The sequence below is a fragment of the Micromonospora sp. NPDC051300 genome (genome assembly GCF_044455315.1).
GTDB lineage: Bacteria > Actinomycetota > Actinomycetes > Mycobacteriales > Micromonosporaceae > Micromonospora > Micromonospora robiginosa.
This window is the reverse complement of sequence record NZ_JBITEP010000001.1, coordinates 330,988-349,190: the sequence shown is the minus strand read 5'-3', so window position 1 is coordinate 349,190 and position 18,203 is coordinate 330,988. Positions and strand designations below refer to the sequence as shown.

At 75.3% G+C, this 18,203-nt stretch carries 17 protein-coding genes and 1 pseudogene; 7 read left to right on the top strand and 11 right to left on the bottom strand.

What is annotated here, in order from left to right; all coding sequences use genetic code 11:
• Positions 1–17: 17 nt before the first annotated feature.
• The 4 genes from ACIA5A_RS01775 (at position 18) to ACIA5A_RS01760 (ending at position 4,130) form a co-directional block, all read left to right on the top strand.
• Complete coding sequence (locus tag ACIA5A_RS01775; protein ID WP_396755376.1) at positions 18–836, top strand: ATP-binding cassette domain-containing protein; 819 nt, start codon at positions 18–20, stop codon at positions 834–836.
• Positions 833–2,092 (top strand): sugar ABC transporter permease, encoded by a 1,260-nt coding sequence (locus ACIA5A_RS01770; protein WP_396755374.1) that lies wholly within the window; start codon positions 833–835, stop codon positions 2,090–2,092. The genes ACIA5A_RS01775 and ACIA5A_RS01770 overlap by 4 nt, the downstream gene beginning before the upstream one ends.
• 31 nt (positions 2,093–2,123) lie before the next feature.
• Positions 2,124–3,299 carry an ROK family protein gene (locus tag ACIA5A_RS01765; protein ID WP_396755831.1) on the top strand — a complete coding sequence of 392 codons (1,176 nt, stop codon included), beginning with the start codon at positions 2,124–2,126 and terminating at the stop codon, positions 3,297–3,299.
• A 93-nt stretch (positions 3,300–3,392) separates the two neighbouring features.
• On the top strand, positions 3,393–4,130 hold the full coding sequence (locus ACIA5A_RS01760; protein ID WP_396755372.1) for a DUF4142 domain-containing protein: 738 nt from the start codon (positions 3,393–3,395) through the stop codon (positions 4,128–4,130).
• 66 nt (positions 4,131–4,196) lie between these two features.
• Here ACIA5A_RS01760 and ACIA5A_RS01755 read toward each other — a convergent pair whose 3' ends face one another.
• The 6 genes and pseudogenes from ACIA5A_RS01755 to tsaB form a co-directional block, all read right to left on the bottom strand.
• A complete protein-coding gene (locus tag ACIA5A_RS01755; protein ID WP_396755370.1) occupies positions 4,197–5,945 on the bottom strand; it encodes an ABC transporter ATP-binding protein in 1,749 nt (582 codons plus the stop codon).
• On the bottom strand, positions 5,942–7,648 hold the full coding sequence (locus ACIA5A_RS01750; protein ID WP_396755368.1) for an ABC transporter ATP-binding protein: 1,707 nt from the start codon (positions 7,646–7,648) through the stop codon (positions 5,942–5,944). The genes ACIA5A_RS01755 and ACIA5A_RS01750 overlap by 4 nt, the downstream gene beginning before the upstream one ends.
• 82 nt (positions 7,649–7,730) lie before the next feature.
• Positions 7,731–7,985 (bottom strand): hypothetical protein, encoded by a 255-nt coding sequence (locus ACIA5A_RS01745; protein WP_181570278.1) that lies wholly within the window; start codon positions 7,983–7,985, stop codon positions 7,731–7,733.
• Positions 7,986–9,049 (bottom strand): annotated as a pseudogene (tsaD, locus tag ACIA5A_RS01740) (tRNA (adenosine(37)-N6)-threonylcarbamoyltransferase complex transferase subunit TsaD); the annotation flags it as partial.
• A 5-nt stretch (positions 9,050–9,054) separates the two neighbouring features.
• A complete protein-coding gene (rimI, locus tag ACIA5A_RS01735) occupies positions 9,055–9,498 on the bottom strand; it encodes a ribosomal protein S18-alanine N-acetyltransferase (RefSeq protein WP_396755366.1) in 444 nt (147 codons plus the stop codon).
• Positions 9,495–10,175, bottom strand: coding sequence for a tRNA (adenosine(37)-N6)-threonylcarbamoyltransferase complex dimerization subunit type 1 TsaB (gene tsaB / locus ACIA5A_RS01730; protein ID WP_396755364.1), 681 nt, complete (start codon positions 10,173–10,175; stop codon positions 9,495–9,497). Before tsaB ends, rimI begins: the two co-directional genes overlap by 4 nt.
• A 161-nt stretch (positions 10,176–10,336) precedes the next feature.
• On the opposite strand from tsaB, the gene ACIA5A_RS01725 reads away from it, so the two are divergent.
• A complete protein-coding gene (locus ACIA5A_RS01725) occupies positions 10,337–11,056 on the top strand; it encodes a helix-turn-helix domain-containing protein (RefSeq protein ID WP_396755362.1) in 720 nt (239 codons plus the stop codon).
• On the opposite strand, the gene ung is transcribed toward ACIA5A_RS01725, so the two are convergent.
• The 5 genes from ung to ACIA5A_RS01700 form a co-directional block, all read right to left on the bottom strand.
• Positions 11,045–11,746 (bottom strand): uracil-DNA glycosylase, encoded by a 702-nt coding sequence (ung, locus tag ACIA5A_RS01720; protein ID WP_396755360.1) that lies wholly within the window; start codon positions 11,744–11,746, stop codon positions 11,045–11,047. The genes ACIA5A_RS01725 and ung overlap by 12 nt on opposite strands.
• A 53-nt stretch (positions 11,747–11,799) precedes the next feature.
• Positions 11,800–12,270, bottom strand: a complete 471-nt coding sequence (gene tsaE, locus ACIA5A_RS01715) for a tRNA (adenosine(37)-N6)-threonylcarbamoyltransferase complex ATPase subunit type 1 TsaE (protein ID WP_396755358.1) — start codon at positions 12,268–12,270, stop codon at positions 11,800–11,802.
• Positions 12,271–12,272: 2 nt separating this feature from the next.
• The gene (locus tag ACIA5A_RS01710) at positions 12,273–13,358 is read right to left on the bottom strand and encodes an alpha/beta fold hydrolase (protein WP_396755356.1); all 1,086 of its coding nucleotides are present in this window, start codon (positions 13,356–13,358) and stop codon (positions 12,273–12,275) included.
• Positions 13,355–14,473 (bottom strand): alanine racemase, encoded by a 1,119-nt coding sequence (gene alr, locus ACIA5A_RS01705; RefSeq protein WP_396755354.1) that lies wholly within the window; start codon positions 14,471–14,473, stop codon positions 13,355–13,357. The genes ACIA5A_RS01710 and alr overlap by 4 nt, the downstream gene beginning before the upstream one ends.
• Before the next feature lie 73 nt (positions 14,474–14,546).
• Positions 14,547–16,016 (bottom strand): NAD(P)H-hydrate dehydratase, encoded by a 1,470-nt coding sequence (locus ACIA5A_RS01700; RefSeq protein ID WP_396755352.1) that lies wholly within the window; start codon positions 16,014–16,016, stop codon positions 14,547–14,549.
• Positions 16,017–16,224: 208 nt separating this feature from the next.
• Between ACIA5A_RS01700 and ACIA5A_RS01695 the strand changes: the two genes are divergently transcribed.
• Both ACIA5A_RS01695 and ACIA5A_RS01690 read left to right on the top strand, forming a co-directional pair.
• Positions 16,225–16,524, top strand: coding sequence for a hypothetical protein (locus ACIA5A_RS01695; RefSeq protein ID WP_396755350.1), 300 nt, complete (start codon positions 16,225–16,227; stop codon positions 16,522–16,524).
• Positions 16,521–18,149 carry an alpha/beta hydrolase gene (locus ACIA5A_RS01690; RefSeq protein ID WP_396755348.1) on the top strand — a complete coding sequence of 543 codons (1,629 nt, stop codon included), beginning with the start codon at positions 16,521–16,523 and terminating at the stop codon, positions 18,147–18,149. The genes ACIA5A_RS01695 and ACIA5A_RS01690 overlap by 4 nt, the downstream gene beginning before the upstream one ends.
• The last annotated feature ends 54 nt before the right edge of the window (positions 18,150–18,203 follow it).

Sequence of the window (18,203 nt, the reverse complement as noted above, 5' to 3'; positions counted from 1 at the left end):
GCCCAAAGGAGACCCCCGTGTCCGCAACCCCCCTGCTGGAGCTACGCGGGATCGACAAGAGCTTCGGTCCCGTCCAGGTGCTTCGCGACGTCGCCTTCGCCGCGCACCCCGGCGAGGTGACCGCGCTTGTCGGCGACAACGGCGCCGGCAAGTCGACCCTGGTCAAGTGCATCAGCGGCATCTACCCCACCGACGCCGGCGAGTTCCTCTTCGACGGCAGGCCGGTGAGCATCAGCAGCCCCCGGGACGCCGCCGCGCTCGGGATCGAGGTCGTCTACCAGGACCTGGCGCTCTGCGACAACCTCGACATCGTGCAGAACATGTTCCTCGGCCGGGAGAAGCGCAGCGGCATCGTGCTCGACGAGCCGACCATGGAGCAGATGGCCGCCGAGACCCTGGCCGGCCTGAGCGTGCGCACCGTGAAGTCGCTGCGCCAGCACGTCTCCAGCCTCTCCGGCGGCCAGCGGCAGACGGTGGCCATCGCCAAGGCCGTGCTCTGGAACAGCAGGCTGGTCATCCTGGACGAGCCGACCGCCGCGCTCGGCGTCGCGCAGACCGCCCAGGTGCTGGAACTGGTCCGCCGGCTGGCCGACAACGGCCTGGCCGTGGTGCTCATCTCGCACAACATGAACGACGTCTTCGCCGTCTCCGACCGGATCGCCGCGCTCTACCTCGGCCAGATGGTCGCCCAGGTGAAGACCACCGACATCACCCACTCGCAGGTGGTCGAGCTGATCACCGCCGGTCGCTCCGGCGACCTCGGCCTCGCCGGCGAACCGGGCAGCAACGGCACCGGCGCCGCGCCCGCCGACACCACCCCAGGAGCCGTCCGATGACCGCCACCGTCGTGAAGAAGGAAGGCCCGGCCGGCGTCACGCCGGCGCCGACCGTGGGCAGCCACGTGAACAACTACTGGCGCCGGGTACGCGGCGGCGACATCGGCGCGCTGCCCGCGGTGGTCATGCTGCTCGTGCTCGCCGTCGGCTTCTCGATCGCCCGCCCGTCGTTCTTCACCGCCGGCAACCTGGCGAACCTGTTCACCCAGGGCGCGGCCGTCACGCTGATCGCGATGGGCCTGGTCTTCGTCCTGCTGCTCGGCGAGATCGACCTCTCCGCCGGCTTCGCCAGCGGCGTGTGCGCGGCGATCCTGGCCAACGTGGTCACCGTGATGGGCTACCCCTGGTACGTCGCGGTGCTCGCCGCCGTCGTCACCGGCGTGGTGATCGGCACCGTGCTCGGCCTGCTGGTCGCGAAGGTCGGCATCCCCTCCTTCGTGGTCACCCTCGCCGGCTTCCTCGCCTTCCAGGGCGTGGTGCTGACGCTGATGGACGAGGGCGCCAACATCGCCGTCCGGGACGACACCCTGGTCGCGATCGCCAACCGCAACCTCTCCCCGGTGCTGGGCTGGGTGCTGGCCGCGCTGGCCGTCGGCGGGTACGCGGCCGTGCAACTGCTGCGCCACCGCAACCGGTCCGCCCGCGGCCTGCTCACCGACCCGATCGCGGTGGTCGCCGCCCGCATCGGCGGCCTCGCCGTCATCCTCGGCGTCGCCGTCTACGTGCTCAACCTGGAGCGCAGCCGCAACGTCCTGGTGGTGTCGCTCAAGGGCGTGCCGATCGTGGTGCCGATCATCGCGCTGCTGCTGGTGATCTGGACGTTCGTGCTCCAGCGCACCAGCTACGGCCGGCACATCTACGCGGTCGGCGGCAACGCCGAGGCGTCCCGCCGGGCCGGCATCAACGTGGACCGGATCCGCATCTCCGTCTTCGTCATCTGCTCCGGGATGGCCGCCGTCGGCGGCATCGTGGCGGCCAGCCGGGCCAACTCGGTCGACCCCAACACCGGCGGCAGCAACGTGCTGCTCTACGCCGTCGGCGCGGCGGTGATCGGTGGCACCAGCCTCTTCGGCGGCAAGGGCCGCGTCCTCGACGCCGTGCTCGGCGGCGCGGTGGTCGCGGTGATCGACAACGGCATGGGACTGATGGGGTACAGCTCGGGCGTCAAGTTCGTGGTCACCGGCGTGGTCCTGCTCGCCGCGGCGACCATCGACGCGCTGTCGAGGCGGCGGGCAGCCGCCACCGGCGTGCGCTGACCCCGGGTACGGACACACCATGGCAGTGGCAATGCGCGCGGGTCCCAGCCAGGACGAGATCCGCCGGCAGAACCTGGGCGCATTGCTCCGCTACGTGCACGTGCACGGCGCCACCACCCGCGCGGAGCTGACCACCGCGCTCGGGCTCAACCGCAGCACCATCGGCGCGCTGACCGCGGACCTGGCCGGCGCCGGTCTGGTCAGCGAGGGGACGCCGAAGGAGACCGGCCGGGCCGGACGACCGTCACTCGTCGTCCGGCCCGAGTCGGGCCGGGTCTACGCGTACGCGTACAGCGTCGAGGTGGACCGGCTGCGGGCCGCACGGGTCGGTCTCGGCGGCGAGGTGCTCGATCGCCGCGAACTGGACCGGCCGCGCAACCTGGTCGCCGGGGAGGCCGCCCCGCTGCTGGCCGGCGCGGTCAAGGAGATGCACCACGGGGTGCCGCCGGACTCGCTGTGCGTGGGCGCCGGGGTCGCGGTGTGCGGCATGGTCCGCCGCGACGACGGGCTGGTGCGACTCAGCCCCACCACCGGCTGGGTGGACGAGCCGATCGGCGCGGCGCTCGCCGCCGAGCTGGGCATCGACGTGCCGATAACGGTGGGCAACGTGGCCGACGTGGCCGCCTTCGCCGAGCACGCCCGGGGCGCGGCCACCGGCTGCGACAACGTCATCTACCTGTACGGGGACGTCGGCGTCGGCGCCGGCATCATCGCCGGCGGACGGCGGCTGACCGGGCACGGCGGCTACGGCGGCGAGGTCGGCCACATGGTGGTGGTCCGCGACGGCGCGCGCTGCGAGTGCGGCCGGCGCGGCTGCTGGGAGACCGAGATCGGCGAGTACGGGCTGTTGCGCGCGGCCGGGCACGCCGAGGCGCGCGGGCGGGACGCGCTGCTGGGCGTCTTCGACGCGGCCGACCGGGGCGACGCGCGGGCGCAGAGCGCGGTCCGGCAGGCCGGCGACTGGCTCGGCTTCGGCGTGGCCAACCTGGTCAACATCTTCAACCCGGAGATGGTCATCTTCGGCGGCACCATGCGCGACCTCTACCTGGCCGCCGCCGCCCAGGTGCGCAGCCGGCTCAACCGCAACGGCCTGCCCGCCTGCCTGGAGCACGTGCGGTTGCGTACCCCGGAACTCGGCGACGACGCGGCGCTGGTCGGCGCCGCCGAGCTGGCCTTCGAACGCCTCCTGGCCGACCCGCTGAACTGATCGGCGCGGTGATCCGTACCAGTGTGCGGACGGCCGGTCGGCTCGGTCGTCCGCGACCCGCGTAGCGGTCCGGACCGAGGAGGCAACCCAACCATGGCATCGCTGGAATCCGCACGTCGCCGGCTGGCGCGCCGGGTGACCCTGCTGCTCGTCGTGATCGGCGCGGGGATCGGCGTTCTTCCGGGCGCGGCACTTGCCGCGCCCAATCCCGGCGTGCAGATGAACGCCGCCGACATGACGCTGCTCAACGGCGTCCGGCTGGCCGGGCTCTGGGAGATGCCGGCCGGGACGATGGCCGCCGAGAAGGGCAAGTCCCCCCGGGTCCGGGAGGTCGGCGCGGAGATCGCCCGCCAGCACGGCGTGCTGGACCAACTGGTGGTCGAGGCGGCCAACAAGCTGGGCGCGGTGCTGCCGGCGGAGCCGACGACCCAGCAGAAGGGGTGGCTGACGGAGATGCAGAACGCCAACGGCGCCCAGTTCGACCAGATCTTCGTCACCCGGCTCCGGGTCGCCCACGGCAACATCTTCCCGGTGATCGGGGCGGTCCGGGCCAGCACCAAGGACCCGGTCGTGCGCAAGCTCGCCGAGGACGCCAACAAGTTCGTCAACGACCACATGACCATGCTGGAGAGCACCGGACTGGTCCGCTGGCAGCAGCTCCCGCCGCCCGCGATTCCGGCGGCGCAGAGCGACTCGCTCGTCGCCGCCGCCCAGGCCAACGCCTCCAGCGGCGGCGGCCTCCAGGTGAGCACCGGGATCGTGTGGGCGGTCTTCCTGATCGCGCTGGGCACCGGCGGGTACACGACCTGGCGGCTGATGCGTCGCTCGTGAGCAAGCGGTGTCAAGCGGGGCCCCTTCCTCTACGCCAGGCGTTAGGAAGGGGCCCCTCCTTACCCCTCAGCCGTGCCAGGAGCGCCAGAGGGCGGCGTAGGAGCCGTCGGCGGCGACCAGTTCGTCGTGCGACCCCAGCTCCACGATCCGGCCGTCGGACACCACCGCTACCCGGTCCGCGTCGTGCGCGGAGAAGAGCCGGTGCGCGATGGCGATGACGGTCCGCCCGTGCAGCACCCCGGCCAGCGACCGCTCCAGGGCCCGGGCGGCCCGCGGGTCGATCAGCGAGGTGGCCTCGTCCAGCACCAGCGTGTGCGGGTCGGCCAGCACCAGCCGGGCCAGCGCGAGCTGCTGCGCCTGCGCCGGCGTGAGCGGGTGCCCGCCCGCGCCCACGACCGTGTCCAGCCCCGCCGGCAGCGCCCGCGCCCAGTCCAGCGCGTCGACGGCCGCCAACGCGGCACGCACCTCGGTCGGGTCGGCCGCCGGGCGGACCATCGCCACGTTGTCGGCGAGCGTGCCGATGAACACGTGGTGCTCCTGGCTGACCAGCGCGACATGGGTCCGCAGCCCGTCCAGGGGCAGGTCGGCGAGGGGTCGACCGTCGACGGTCACCGTGCCGGCGCTCGGGGTGTGCACGCCGGCCAGCAGCCGGCCCAGCGTCGACTTGCCCGCGCCGGACGGACCCACCATGGCCAGCCGCTCCCCCGGCCGGGGCACCAGCGTCACGCCGTGCAGCACGTCGTGGCCGGGCCGGTACGCGTACCGGACGTCGTGCGCGGCCAGCCGACCGTCGACGTCCCGCCGGCCCGGGCGGGTGAGCGCCGCGGGCCGGTCGTCCGGCTCGACGGCCACACCGAGCAGCCGGGCCAGCGAGGCGCCACCCACCTGGAACTCGTCCAGCCAGCCGAGCAACCGCTCGATCGGGTCGGTGAGCTGCTGGGCGTAGAGCGTGGCGGCGGTGACCTGACCCAGGCTGGCCCAGCCCTTGAGGTGGAACCAGCCGCCGATGAGCAGGGTGGCCACCATCGGCACCAGATAGCCGAACTCCGCCACCGGCCAGAAGACGGTGCGCAGGAACAACGTGTAGCGCTCGGCCGCGTACGACCGCTCGATGTCCGCGTCGCCCCGGGCCCGGCGGCGGACGGCCTGGCGCAGCGCCTCGGTGGTCCGCGCCCCCTCGACCGTCTCGCTGATCCCGTCGGTGATGTCCGAGTAGGCGGCGTTCTCCCGCAGGTAGCCCTGCGGTGCGCGGCGCAGGTACCACCGGGTGCCGGCGACGAGCACCGGCACCGCGAGCAGGCTGGGCAGCACCAGCAGCGGCCCGGTCAGCACCAGCGCGCCGAGGATCAACAGGACGGTCAGCGCCGCGATGAGCGTCTCCGGCCCGGCGAAGCGGACCGTCCGGGACAGCGCGGAGACGTCCCGCGAGGTGCGGGTGAGCAGGTCACCGGTGCCGGCCCGTTCGACGGTGGACAGCGGCAGCGCGAGCACCCGGTCGACGAACTCCTCGCGCAGCTCGGCGAGGACCCGCTCGCCGAGCCGGGCGGAGGCCAGGTGCGCGAAGCGGACCAGCACCGACTGCACCACCACGAACACGGCGATGGCGGCCACCACCCGGTCGACCGTGGTCGCCGCGACACCCCGGGAGATGCCCTCGACCAGGTCGCCGAGCAGGCGCGGGGTGACCAGCCCGGCCGCCGCGGCCAGCGCGTGCAGGCCGAGCACGGTGGCCAGGCCGCGCGGGTGCCGGCGGACCAGCTCCCGTACGTACCGGCGGACCCGCGCGCCGTCGGCGACGGGCAGCGCGTTGCTCATCGGTCCTCCTCCCGGCTCACCGTGGCCGCGTACCGGGGCTCGGTGGCGAGCAGATCCTCGTGCCGGCCCTCGGCGACGACCTTGCCGTCCTCCACGAAGACCACGTGCTCGGCCCGGCCGAGCACCAGCGGGCTGGTGGTGCAGACGAGCGTGGTGCGACCGGGCCGGGCCGCGCCCAACCGGTCGGCGACCTGCGCCTCGGTGTGCGCGTCCACCGCGCTCGTCGGCTCGACGAGGATCAGCGTCTCCGGGTCGGCGACAAGCGCACGGGCCAGCCGCAACCGCTGCCGCTGCCCGCCGGAGAACTCCCGGCCGCGCTCGGCGACCGCGCCGTCCAGGCCGCCGGGCAACGCCTCGACGACGTCTGTCGCGCTCGCCGCGACCAGGGCCGCCTCGACCGTGGCCCGATCGGCCCGGTCGTGCGGGTCCAGCTCCGCGCGGAGCACGCCGCTGAACAGTTGCGCGTCGTTGTCGGCCACCAGGATCCGCTCGCGCACCGTCGCCAGCGCCACGTCCCGCAGCGGTACGCCGTGCAGCGTCACGTCGCCGTCGACGTACCGGCCGAGCCGGTCGGCGATCTCGGCGGCGTCCTGCGGCGCGGTGGCGGCGAGCGCGGTGAGCCGGCCCGGCCGCAGCACCAGCCCGGAGCGCACGTCCACCAGCTCACCGGGGCCGGCCGGCACCGGCACCGGGCGCGCCGGGTCGGTGAACTCCGGCGCGAGCCGCAGCAGCCGGACCACCCGGCGGGCCGCGACGTGCCCCCGGGTCAGCTTGTCGGCCGCCTCGGTGAGGTTACGCAGCGGGCTGACCAGGAACGCGGTGTAGCCGTAGAACGACACGAGCTGGCCGGCGGTGATCTCGCCGCGCAGCGCGAACCGGGCGCCGAGCCAGGTCACCAGCACCACGAAGACGCCGGGCAGCAGGATCTGCGCGGCCTGGAGCAGCGACTCCACCCGGGCCACCCGCAGGCCGTCCGCGCGCAACGCCTGGGACCGTTCCCGGTAGCGAGCGGCCAGCACCGGCTCCCCGCCCACCCCGCGCAGCACCCGCAGGCCGGAGACGATGTCCGCGGCCCGGGCGGTGAGCCGGCCGGTCGACTCCCGGTAGGCCGCCTGCTTGTGGTGCAGCGGCCGGATCAGCAACCCGACCAGCGCCATCAGCAACGGCACGCCGAGCACCACCACGAGACCGAGCGGCAGGGACGCGTCGAGCAGGATCACCGCGACGGTGACGATGCCGACCACGGACCCGGCACCCCGGGCGGTGATGTCGATCGCGCCGCCGATGTGCTCGATGTCGGAGGTGCCGATGCTCACCACCTCGCCGGCGGCGACCCGGCGGGGCAGCGCCGCGCCGAGCCGGTTGGTGGCGTCCACGGTGACCTGGACCGTGCGGTAGGCGGCGCCGAGCCAGTTGTGCACCGCGCAGCGGTGCCGCAGGATGCCGGCGCCGGCCTGGACCAGGCCCAGCCCGAGCAGGGCGAGGGCCCAGCGCAGCAGCGCGTCCGGGTCGCGTTGGGCCAGCCCGGCCTCCACCGCCCGCCCGATCGCGGCCGGCACCAGGGCCTGGGCCAGCATCCAGATCACGCCCAGCGTGATGCCGCCGCCGAAGTAGACGGGATGTCGCCCGGCGAGCCACACCAGGTAGCGGGTGGCGGACCGCGCGTCGGGGGTGCCGGGATCGCCGGCCGGTGAGAAGCGCATGACCCACCGACGCTAGGTGGCGGTCCGTCCAGGACGCCAACCAATTCCGGGCCGCCGCGCCGGCCCGCCCCGCGGGACAGCTCTAGCGGTCGACCTCGGTGAAGTCCCAGCTGTGCGGCGGGCGGGCGACCAGCCGCATGGGCGGCTCGGGGAGGTCGCGCGGGTTGTTCCGCCACTTGGAGATCACCACCAGCCGGTGGTCGGTGGAGGAGAACACCTCGCTGGCCACGTGCATCGGGTCGTGCTCGAACTCGGGCAGCGCGGTCTCGCAGACCCAGGTGATCAGGTCGGCGAAGCCGTACGGCTCGGCCTTCGCCTCCCACATCCGGACGATCATGTCGGTTTCCTCCCCGGTCAGACGCTGACCACGGTCAGCGGCATCGCCGAGTCGGCCGGCAGGTCCAGCCGGCTCGGGGCGACCCCCGCGGCGACCAGGTGCGAACCGAGCGCCGCCACCATCGCGCCGTTGTCCGTGCAGAGCTTCGGCCGGGGCGTACGCACCCGGACGCCGTGCTTGGCGGCCCGCTGCTCGGCCATCGCCCGGAGTCGCGAGTTGGCCGCCACCCCGCCGCCGATCACCAGCGTGTCGATCCCGCTGCTGCGGCAGGCGTCCAGCGCCTTGCCGACCAGCACGTCGCAGACCGCCTCCTGGAACGAGGCCGCCACGTCGGCCACCGGCACCGGCTCGCCGGCCCGCTGCCGCGCCTCCACCCAGCGGGCCACCGCCGTCTTCAGGCCGGAGAAGGAGAAGTCGTACCGGTGGGCGGCCAGGTCCTTCGCGGCGGTCAGGCCGCGCGGGAACACGATCGACGCCGGGTCGCCGGCCCGCGCCTCCCGGTCGATGTACGGCCCGCCGGGGAACGGCAGCCCGAGCAGCCGGGCCACCTTGTCGAACGCCTCCCCGGCCGCGTCGTCGATGGTGGCGCCGAGCGGGACGACCTCGCGGGCCAGGTCGTCGACGCGCAGCAGCGAGGAGTGCCCACCGGAGACCAGCAGCGCGATCGCCGGCTCGGGCAGCGGCCCGTGCTCCAGCGTGTCCACGGCCACGTGCGCGGCGAGGTGGTTCACGCCGTAGACCGGTTTCTCGGCGGCCACCGCGTACCCCTTGGCGGCGGCGACGCCGACGAGCAGCGCCCCGGCCAGGCCCGGTCCGGAGGTCACCGCGATGGCGTCGATGTCGGCGATGGTGACGCCTGCTTCGCGCAGCGCCCGGTCCATGGTCGGCACGATCGCCTCCAGGTGGGCCCGGCTGGCCACCTCGGGCACCACGCCGCCGAACCGGGCGTGTTCCTCGACGCTGGAGGCCAGCGCGTCGGCGAGCAGCGTGTGCCCGCGCACGATGCCCACGCCGGTCTCGTCGCAGGAGGTCTCGATGCCGAGGACCAGTGGTTCGTCAGCCATGCCCGTCAGTCCTCGGTGCGCTGCATGACCAGCGCGTCGGTGTTGCTCGGTTGGTAGTAGCCGCGCCGTACCCCGATCGGCTCGAAGCCGTGGGTGGCGTAGAGCCGCTGCGCCGGGGCGTTGTCCGCCGCGACCTCCAGCAGTGTGCTGCGGACGCCCCGCCGGGCCGCCTCGGCGAGCAGCGCCTCCAGCAGCAGCCGGCCGATCCCCAGGCGCTGGGCGTCCCGGCGGACCGCGATGTTCTGCACCCACGCCTCGTCCGGCGGGGCGACGGCCAGCCCGGCGTAGCCGGCCACACTGCCGTCGTCGTCGGTGGCGACCAGGTAGAAGTGCCCGTTGGCGAGCTCGTTCCAGAACATGCCAGGGGTCCACTGCTCGGCGCCGAACAGGTCCGCCTCGATGGGCAGCACCTCCTCGACGTGCCACCAGCGGAACCGGCCCAGCCTCATCGCAGGACCGGCTTGTGGCCGGTGGCCGCCACCGCGTCCGGGCGGCGCAGGTAGAGCGGGGTGAGCGCCTCGCCGGGCCCGCCCGCGCGGATCCGCGACGCGGCGAGCCCGGCCAGCGCCAGCGGGTCGGGGTAGCGCGGCTCGTCCCGCACCAGCAGCCCGAGCACGTCGGCGTACCGGTGCGCGCCGTCGCCCACCGCGACGGTGACCGCCATCTCGCGGGCCCGCTCGGCGACGACCGCCGGGGCCGCCACGTCCGGCCCGGCGACACGCCGGCCGGCGCCGTCGTAGACGGCCCAGTAGACCTCGCGCCGCCGCGCGTCGCTCGCCACCAGCACCGTCTCGTCGCCGTCCTCCGCCGGCCGGCCGAGGCCGTCCAGGGAGCAGACGCCGTACGTCGGGACGCCGAGCACCTGGCCCATGGTGGCGGCGGTGACCAGGCCGACCCGCAGCCCGGTGAACGGGCCGGGGCCGAGCCCGGCGACGATCGCGGCCAGGTCGGCCGGGCGCGCGCCGACGTCGGCGAGCACGGCGTCGACCTGCGGCGCGAGCAACTCGCCGTGGGCCCGGGCGTCGACGGTGCACCGGGACGCGCGGAGCGCGACGCCCACCGCCGAGACCTCGACCAGCGCCGCGGTCACCGCGGGCGTCGAGGAGTCAACCACCAGTACGAGCACGGTGAACCAGCCTAGCCGCCGCTCCGACCGGCCTCTCCTGCCCCATGCCGTCACGCTCGGTAGCGCCGCTGGGGAAGACATCGCCTTTCAGCGGTATACCTCTGGGTCATAATTATGACCCAGAGGTATACCGCTCGAAAGTGAACTGCCATTCTGCGGGGATGACGGAGAGTCGCCTGGTTCGGCAGTTCGCCCACGCCCTACGGCACGAGCGCGAACGGGCCGGACTCACCCAGCAGGCGCTGGCCGCCCGCGCCGGGCTCAGCCAGGCCGCCATCGCCCGGATCGAGCGAGGCGACCGGCTGCCCAGCCTGACCACCGCGGAGCGCCTGCTCACCGCGCTCGACCGTCAGCTCCGCGTCGAGGTCGAGCCACTGGACAGCCACCTCGACGCGGCGCTCGACGAGACGGCCGGGGTCGACCTGGCCGAGCGGCTCGACCATCTCGGGCTCGACCGCCTGCTGACCGCGCTCGGCGACCTGCCGTACGTGCTGACCGGGAGCACGGCGGCGGTGTTGCAGGGCGCGCCGATTCCGGTGGAGGCGGTCGAGATCGCGGCGCGTTGGCGGGACTCCCCGGCGTTCGCCGCGTTCCTGGAACGAACCCACGCGCAACGGTGGAACGCCCGCTGGGAGGAGTGGGGCGGCGTGCGCCACGAGCCCGAGGAGCCGGGCGCGCACCGCTGGCGGACCCGCCACGGTGAGCTGCGGGCCCGGATGGTCGAGGAACTGCCCGCGCCGATCGAGGTGCGACTGGGCGGGCGGACCTATCCGGTCGAGCCGCTGGTCCAGGTCGAGGTGACCGACCGACGTGCGGCCGATCTGCTGCGCCGGCACCGGCAACGTCTGGCGGCGGACGCCGCCGGCGGGTCAGCCGGCTGAGCGGGACCAGTCCACCGGGGGCAGGCCCGCGTCGGCGAGCGCCTTGTCGGCCGCGCTGAACGGTCGGCTGCCGAGGAAGCCCTTCGGGTTCATCGGGCTGGGGTGCCCGGCCTCCAGCACCACGTGCCGCGGGTTGGTGACCAGCGCCGCCTTCTTGCGCGCGTAGCCACCCCAGAGCAGGAAGACCACCCGCTGGTCGAGTGCGTCGAGCGCCTTGATGGTGGCGTCGGTGAACTCCTCCCAGCCCCGGTTGGCGTGCGAGCCGGGCGTGGCCTGGCGGACCGTCAGCACCGAGTTGAGCAGCAGGACGCCTTGGGCCGCCCAGCCGTCCAGGTTGCCGCTGCGCGGCTTCGGCACGCCCAGGTCCGCCTCCAGCTCCTTGAAGACGTTGCGCAGCGACGGCGGCACCGACACGCCCTCACGCACGCTGAAGCTCAGCCCGTGCGCCTGCCCGGCCTTGTGATAGGGGTCCTGCCCGAGGATGAGCACCCGGGTCTCCGCCGGCCCACACAGCCGGTAGGCGGAGAACAGGTCCGCCAGCGGCGGGAAGACCGTGGCGGTCGCGTATTCCCCGGCGACGAACTCGGCGAGCGCCGCGGTGCGGGCCGGGTCGAGGTGCGGGGCGAGGACCTCCCGCCACGGCTCGGGCAGGAGCGCCAACAGGTCGAGGGCGGGGGCGTCGTCGGGCATCGGCAACCTTTCGCAGTCGTCCCCGGGACTCTAGGCAGCGGGTACGACAGCGCTCAGTCGAGGGTCGCCAGCCGGGCGGACCAGTCGCCGCCGACCGGCTCCAGCGTCACCACCCGGGTGTCGTCGTCGTGCCTGTCGATACGCACCCGCAGGTGGGTGTCGACGAGTTGCTCGACCATCCCCTCGCCCCACTCCACCACGGTGACCGCGTCGTCCACCGAGGCGTCCAGGTCGAGGTCGTCGATCTCGGCCCGCGGGTCGGCGGACTCCCCCAGGCGGTACGCGTCGGCGTGCACGAGCGTCACCCGGCCGCCCCGCGCCGGGTCCGGCCGGTGCACCCGGGCGATGACGAACGTCGGCGAGGTGATGTCACCGCGTACGCCGAGACCCGCGCCGACGCCCTGGGTCAACGCGGTCTTGCCGGCGCCCAGCGGGCCACTGAGCAGCAGCAGGTCCCCGGCGCGCAGCACGCCGGCCAGCCGCCTGCCGAACGCGTGGGTGTCCTCGACGGTCCTCAGCTCCACCTTCACAGGGACTCCAGGAACCGTGCCAACGCCGCGTTGACCTCGTCGGCGTGCTCCAGCATCACCACGTGCCCGCTGTCGTGGATCTTCACGAACTCGGCCTCCGGCAGCCGCCGGACGATCTCCTCCGAGTGGGTCACCGGCGTGATCATGTCCTTGTCCCCCACGATCACCAGCACCGGCGTGCCGGCCAACGCGGCCAGCGCCGGGAACCGCGAGTGGGTGGCGAGCGTCCGCAGGTAGCGGGTGACCGTGTCGGCCGACGTGCGGGAGTTCATCATCTCCACGTACGACACCAGGGCCGGGCTGGGTTTCGGGGTGCCGAAGCCGTACTTGCGGGTGAGCAGCCAGGCCACGTTCGAGGTCGACTTGCGAGCCTTGTCGATCACCGTGCCGCCGTAGCGGGTGGCGTTGCTCATCATGTAGAGCACCGGCGCGCCGACCCGGCCGAGCAGCGCCGGCGCCACCAGCTTGGTCTCCGCCGCCAGGCCGCCCGAGGTGGCCATCAGCACGGTGCCGACCACCCGGTCACCGAACAGCTCCGGGTACAGCTCGGCCAACGCCATGATCGTCATGCCGCCCATCGAGTGCCCGATGAGCACCAGCGGCCCCTCCGGGACCACCTCGTCGAGCACCCGGCGCAACGTGCGGCCCAGCGCGGTCAGGTCGTACTCGCCGGTCTCCAGCCGCCCGGACCGGCCGTGCCCCGGCTGGTCGTACGCGACCACCCGGTAGTCGCCCCGCTCGGCGAGCATCTCGCGCTGGAAGTGGAACGTCCCCATGTCCAGGCAGAAGCCGTGCACCAGCACCACTGTCGGGTGCCCGGCCACCGGCCGGGTCGGCTCGACCACCTCCACGTGGATGTCGGTGCCGTCCGGCATCTCCAGCCGGTACGCCTCGTCGTGGCGCTGCTGGCCGAAGACCTCGTGGGCGTACCGGTCGGCGGGGTCGTTCTTGAGCCGGCGGACCAGCACCCGCTCGCTGACCACGCCCGCCGCGAGCCCGGCGGCGGCCACCCCGACGGCGGCGCCGACCAGCCCGGCGACCTTGCCGGCGGCACCCCGTGGACGTGGCACCCGGGGACTCATGCCCGCTCGCCGTCGTAGACGCGCGGCACCCGCACGCCGCCGAACCGGGTGACGATCTCGTAGTTGATGGTGCCGACCGCCTCCGCCCAGTCGTCGGCGGTGGGTTCGCCGTCCGCGCCGCTGCCGAACAGCGTCGCCACGTCGCCGGCGGCCACCTCGTCGTCGCCGCAGTCGACCACGAACTGGTCCATGCAGACCCGGCCGGAGATGGTCCGCCGCTCGCCGCCGAGCAGCACCGGGCCGGTGTTCGAGGCGTGTCGGGGAACCCCGTCGGCGTAGCCGAGCGGCACCACCGCCAGGTTGCTCTCGGCGTCGGTCAGGTAGGTGTGGCCGTAGGAGACGCCGGTGCCGGCCGGGACCCGCTTGGTCAGCATCACCCGGGCCCGGGCGGTCATCGCCGGGCGCAGCCCGAACCGCTCACCCTCGATCGGCGACAGCCCGTAGACCGCGATCCCGGGACGGACCAGGTCGAAGTGGGTGTCCGGCCGGGTCAGCGTGGCCGCCGAGTTGGCCAGGTGCCGGTAGCGGGGCCGCAGGCCGGCCCGCGTCACCATCTCCAGCCCCTCGTGGAAGATCGCGAGCTGACGGTCCGTCGTGGGGTGGCCGGGCGAGTCCGCGTACACGAAGTGGCTCCACACGCCGACCACCTCGACCAGGCCGTCGGCCTGGGCCTTCGCGGCGGCGTCCAGCAACGCCGGCCAGTCGGCGACCGTGGCGCCGCCCCGGGACAGCCCGGTGTCGATCTTGAGGTGCAGCCGGGCCGGCCGACCGGCCCGGCGGCTCGCCTCGATCATCTCGTCGAGCTGGGTCAGGCTGGCGCAGCCGAGGTCGACCCCGACCGCGATCCCGTCGTGCAGCGGCAGGCCCGGATCGAGCAGCCATGCCAGCACCGGGGCGGTGATCCCCTCCTGACGCAGCCGGAGCGCCTCGTCGAGGGTGCAGACACCGAGCTGGTCCGCGCCGGCGTCGAGCGCCGCGCGGGCCGCCGGCACCATGCCGTGCCCGTAACCGTCGGCCTTCACCACCGCCATCAGCTCGGCGCTGGTGCCGGCCTTGAGCCGGGCCACGTTCTCCCGGATCGCGTCGAGATCGACACGCACCTCCGACTGCCACATGCCCCCAGCCTACTTCCGCCGGTGATCATCGTGGCCGTGAGCCGCCCGGCCGGGCCCGCGGGCCGGACCCCGATCAGCCCAGACCGGCCAGCACCGGACGCAGCGCGGCGGCCACGTCGGGCGCGGTCACCGGACCGCCGCGCGCCGCCTCCCGCCCGGCCAGCCCGTGCAGGTACGCCGCCGCGGCGGCCGCCCGCTCGGGGGCCAGCCCGGCGGCGAGCAGCGAGCCGAGCAGCCCGGCCAGCACGTCGCCGGTGCCACCGGTGGCCAGGGCCGGAGTGCCGGTCGGGTTGACGAAGGCCCGGCCGTCGGGCGTGCCGACGATCGTCCGGTCGCCCTTCAGCAGCACCACCGCGTTCATCCAGGCGGCCAGTCGCAGGGCCGCCGCGACCCGGTCCTCGCCCGGCGTCTCGCCGCAGAGCCGGGCGAACTCCCGGTCGTGCGGGGTCACCACGATCGGGGCGTCGCGCCCGCGCAGCCGGTCGGCGAGCTTGCCGTCGACGAGCAGCGTCAGCGCGTCGGCGTCGAGCACCACCGGCACCGGCGCGGCCAGCACCGCGCGCAGCTCGGCGGCGGACTCGTCACCGGTGCCCAGCCCCGAGCCGCACACCCAGGCCTGCACCCGGCCGGCGTCCGCGACCCCGCCGGTGGCGATCACCGACGGGTGCTGGTGAACCACCTCGGCCCGCGCGCCGCCGGCGTAGCGGACCAGGCCGGTGGGGCCGGCCAGCGCGCCACCGACGGAGAGCACCGCGGCCCCGGGGTAGGTCGCCGAGCCGGTGGCCACCCCGACGACGCCCCGGGAGTATTTCTCCGACGAGGCGCCGAGCGCCGGCCACCAGTCGACCAGATCGGACCACTCGGTCACGCGCACGGCCGGCGAGCCGCGCAGCCACGGCGTCAGCCCGATGTCGACCAGGTCGACCTGCCCGGCCAGCTCGGCGGCCGGACCGACCACCAGGGCCGGCTTGAGCGCGCCGAAGGCGACAGTCACGTCGGCCCGGACCGCGCGGGGCCGCCCGGAGTCGGTCAGCGGGACGTGGCCGGTGTCCACCTCGACGCCGCTCGGTACGTCGACCGCGACCACCGTCGCCCGGGCGCCGTCCCGGCCGAGGCGACCGGTCAGGCTCGCGGCGAGCTGGTCGGCGGTCTCCCGCAGCCCGCCGGCGCCGCCGATGCCCACGATGCCGTCGAGCACCAGGTCGACCACGCCGGCCGGCCGGTCGACCACCCGCCCGCCGGCGGCGCGCAGCGCGGCCAGACCCTCGGCGTGCGCCCGCTCCGGGGTGAGGAGCAGGGCGTCGACAGCCGCGCCGCGGCCGGCCAGGCGGGCCCCCGCGTAGAGCGCGTCGCCGCCGTTGTCACCGGAGCCGACAAGCACCAGCACGCGGGCGCCGTAGACGCCGCCGCGGTCCGCCAGCAGCAACGCGCAGCGGCGGGCCAGCCCGGCCGCGGCCCGTTGCATCAACGCACCGGGCGGCAGGGTGGCCATCAGCCCCGCCTCCGCCGCGCGCACGTCCGCGACCCGCCACACCGGTCTCATGCCATCCCGCCCCGTTCGCTCCCGCCGGCCGAATCGGCCCCGATCACGAGCCTCACCCTACCGGCGAGCCGGCTCCCGGGCCGGCCACCGACGAGCCTGTGGACAACCGGCGACGTTGTCCACAGGGCCCGCGCGGACGGTTCCGCCGGCCCTAGCGTCCCCGCTGTCCGGGACCGGCCGGTGGGGCCGGCGGGGTGGGGAGGTCGTCGTGGTCGAGGAGCCGTTCGCCGTCGATCCGGAGGTGCTGCGCGCGGTGGCCCGAGGGCTGGCCGACGACGCGTTCCGGCTGGCCCACGGGCCGGGTGGAGCGCCCGGCCCGGTGGGGCCGCCACCGGACGGGTGGCGGGCCGGCGCGGCGCTGGACGAGCTGGAGGCCGCGGTGCGGCGCTGGTCCGGCGCGCTCGCGGCCCGGGTGGCGGCCACCGCCGAGGCGCTGCGCGGTGGCGCGGAGGGCTACGAGGCGGCGGACGAGCGGGCCGCCCGCCGTCTCGTCGAGGCCACGCGATGACCGGCGGCGGGCGGTCCCGGCCGACCGCCGCCGGCCCGGTCGGCTACGCGCGGCTCTGGCGGGCCGATCCGGGGGCCTGGCTCGCCACGGGCGCGGCCTGGCGCGGGCTCGCCGACCCGGTGCGCCGGCGGGCCGACGGGCTGGGCGCCCACGCCGACGTCCTGCGGCCCGGGTGGTCCGGCGCCGCCTCGACGGCCGCGCGGCGGCGGATCGGCGAGCTGCGCGGCACGCTCACCGACGTGCTGCCCGCGCTGTTCGAGGTGGACCAGGCGCTCGCCGAGTTCGCCGCCCGGGTGGGTGTGGCGAAGGCCCGGCTCGGCACCGAGGTGGCCCGGGCCGAGAGCGGCGGCCTGGCGGTGGACCGCACCGGCGCGGTCCGGGCCGACCCGGCTCGCCCGGTCGACCGGGCCGGCCCGGCGGTGGTCCGGGCACAGGCCGGGATCCGTGGCGCGCTGGCGCTGGCGGATGCGGCGGACCGCGAGGCGGCCGGCCGGCTCGGCGAGCTGGCCACGGTGGCGGTCACCGGCTGGGTCACTGTTCCGCCCGCCCGGCGGCCGGGGCCCGGCGCCGGACCGGCCGAGGTGAGCCGATGGTGGGCGGGGCTGAGTCCGGCCGAGCGGCGCTGGCTGGTCAGGCACGAGCCGGGCCGCGTCGGTCGGCTCGACGGGGTGCCGGCCGGCGCCCGTGACCTGGCCAACCGGCTGCTGCTCACCGACCGGCGGGAGGAGTTGCTGGCCCGCCGGTCGGCGCTGCGGCACCCGCTGCCGGCCGGCCCGGCGGAGGTGGCCCGGCGCGCCCGGCTGGCCCGGGTGGAGGCGGCGCTGCGCGGCCTCGACGGGTTGGGCGAGCGGCTCGCCGCGACCGGCGCACCGCGGGCGTACCTGCTGGGGTTCGATCCGGCCGGGGACGGGCGGGCGGTGGTGGCGCTGGGCAACCCGGACCGGGCCGGCGCGGTGCTGACCTACGTACCCGGCATGACCGCCGACCTCGCCGACGCGCCCGCCGAGCTGGGCCGCGCCGCCCGGGTACTCCAGCGGTGCGCCACGATCGGGCCGGGCGAGGAGACGGCCGCGGTGCTCTGGCTCGACTACGACGCGCCGGACTTCCTCCCCGAGGCGGCCGGCGCCCGGCAGGCCGAGGACGCCGGGCCGGCCCTGCACCGGTTCCAGGAGGGCCTGCGGGCCACCCACGAGGGGCCGCCGGCCCGGCAGACGGTGCTCGGGCACAGCTACGGCTCGCTGGTGGTGGGCGCCACCGCCCGCGACCACGGGCTGGGCGCCGACGCGCTGGTCTTCGTCGGGTCACCCGGGGTGGGCGTCGAGCACGCCCGCGACCTGCGGATGCCGGCCGGGCAGGTGTGGGCGTCGACCGCGCCGGACGACGTGATCCGGCTGGCCCGCGAGCCGGACGAGCTGGCCCGCCGCGCCGTGCTGGCCGGTACGCCGCTCGGCCCGGCGCTGGCGGTGCTGGATCCGCACGCCGATCGGCTCTGGTTCGGCGCGGACCCGAGCGCGCCCGGCTTCGGCGGCCGGCACTTCCCGAGCGCCCGGCGCGGCCACACCGGCTACTGGGACGCCGACAACCCGGCCCTGGACGGGATGGCCCGGATCGTGCTGGGCCGGTGAGCCGCCGGGAACGGCCACGGCCCCCTCCGTGGCGCGGTGGAGGGGGCCGTGGCG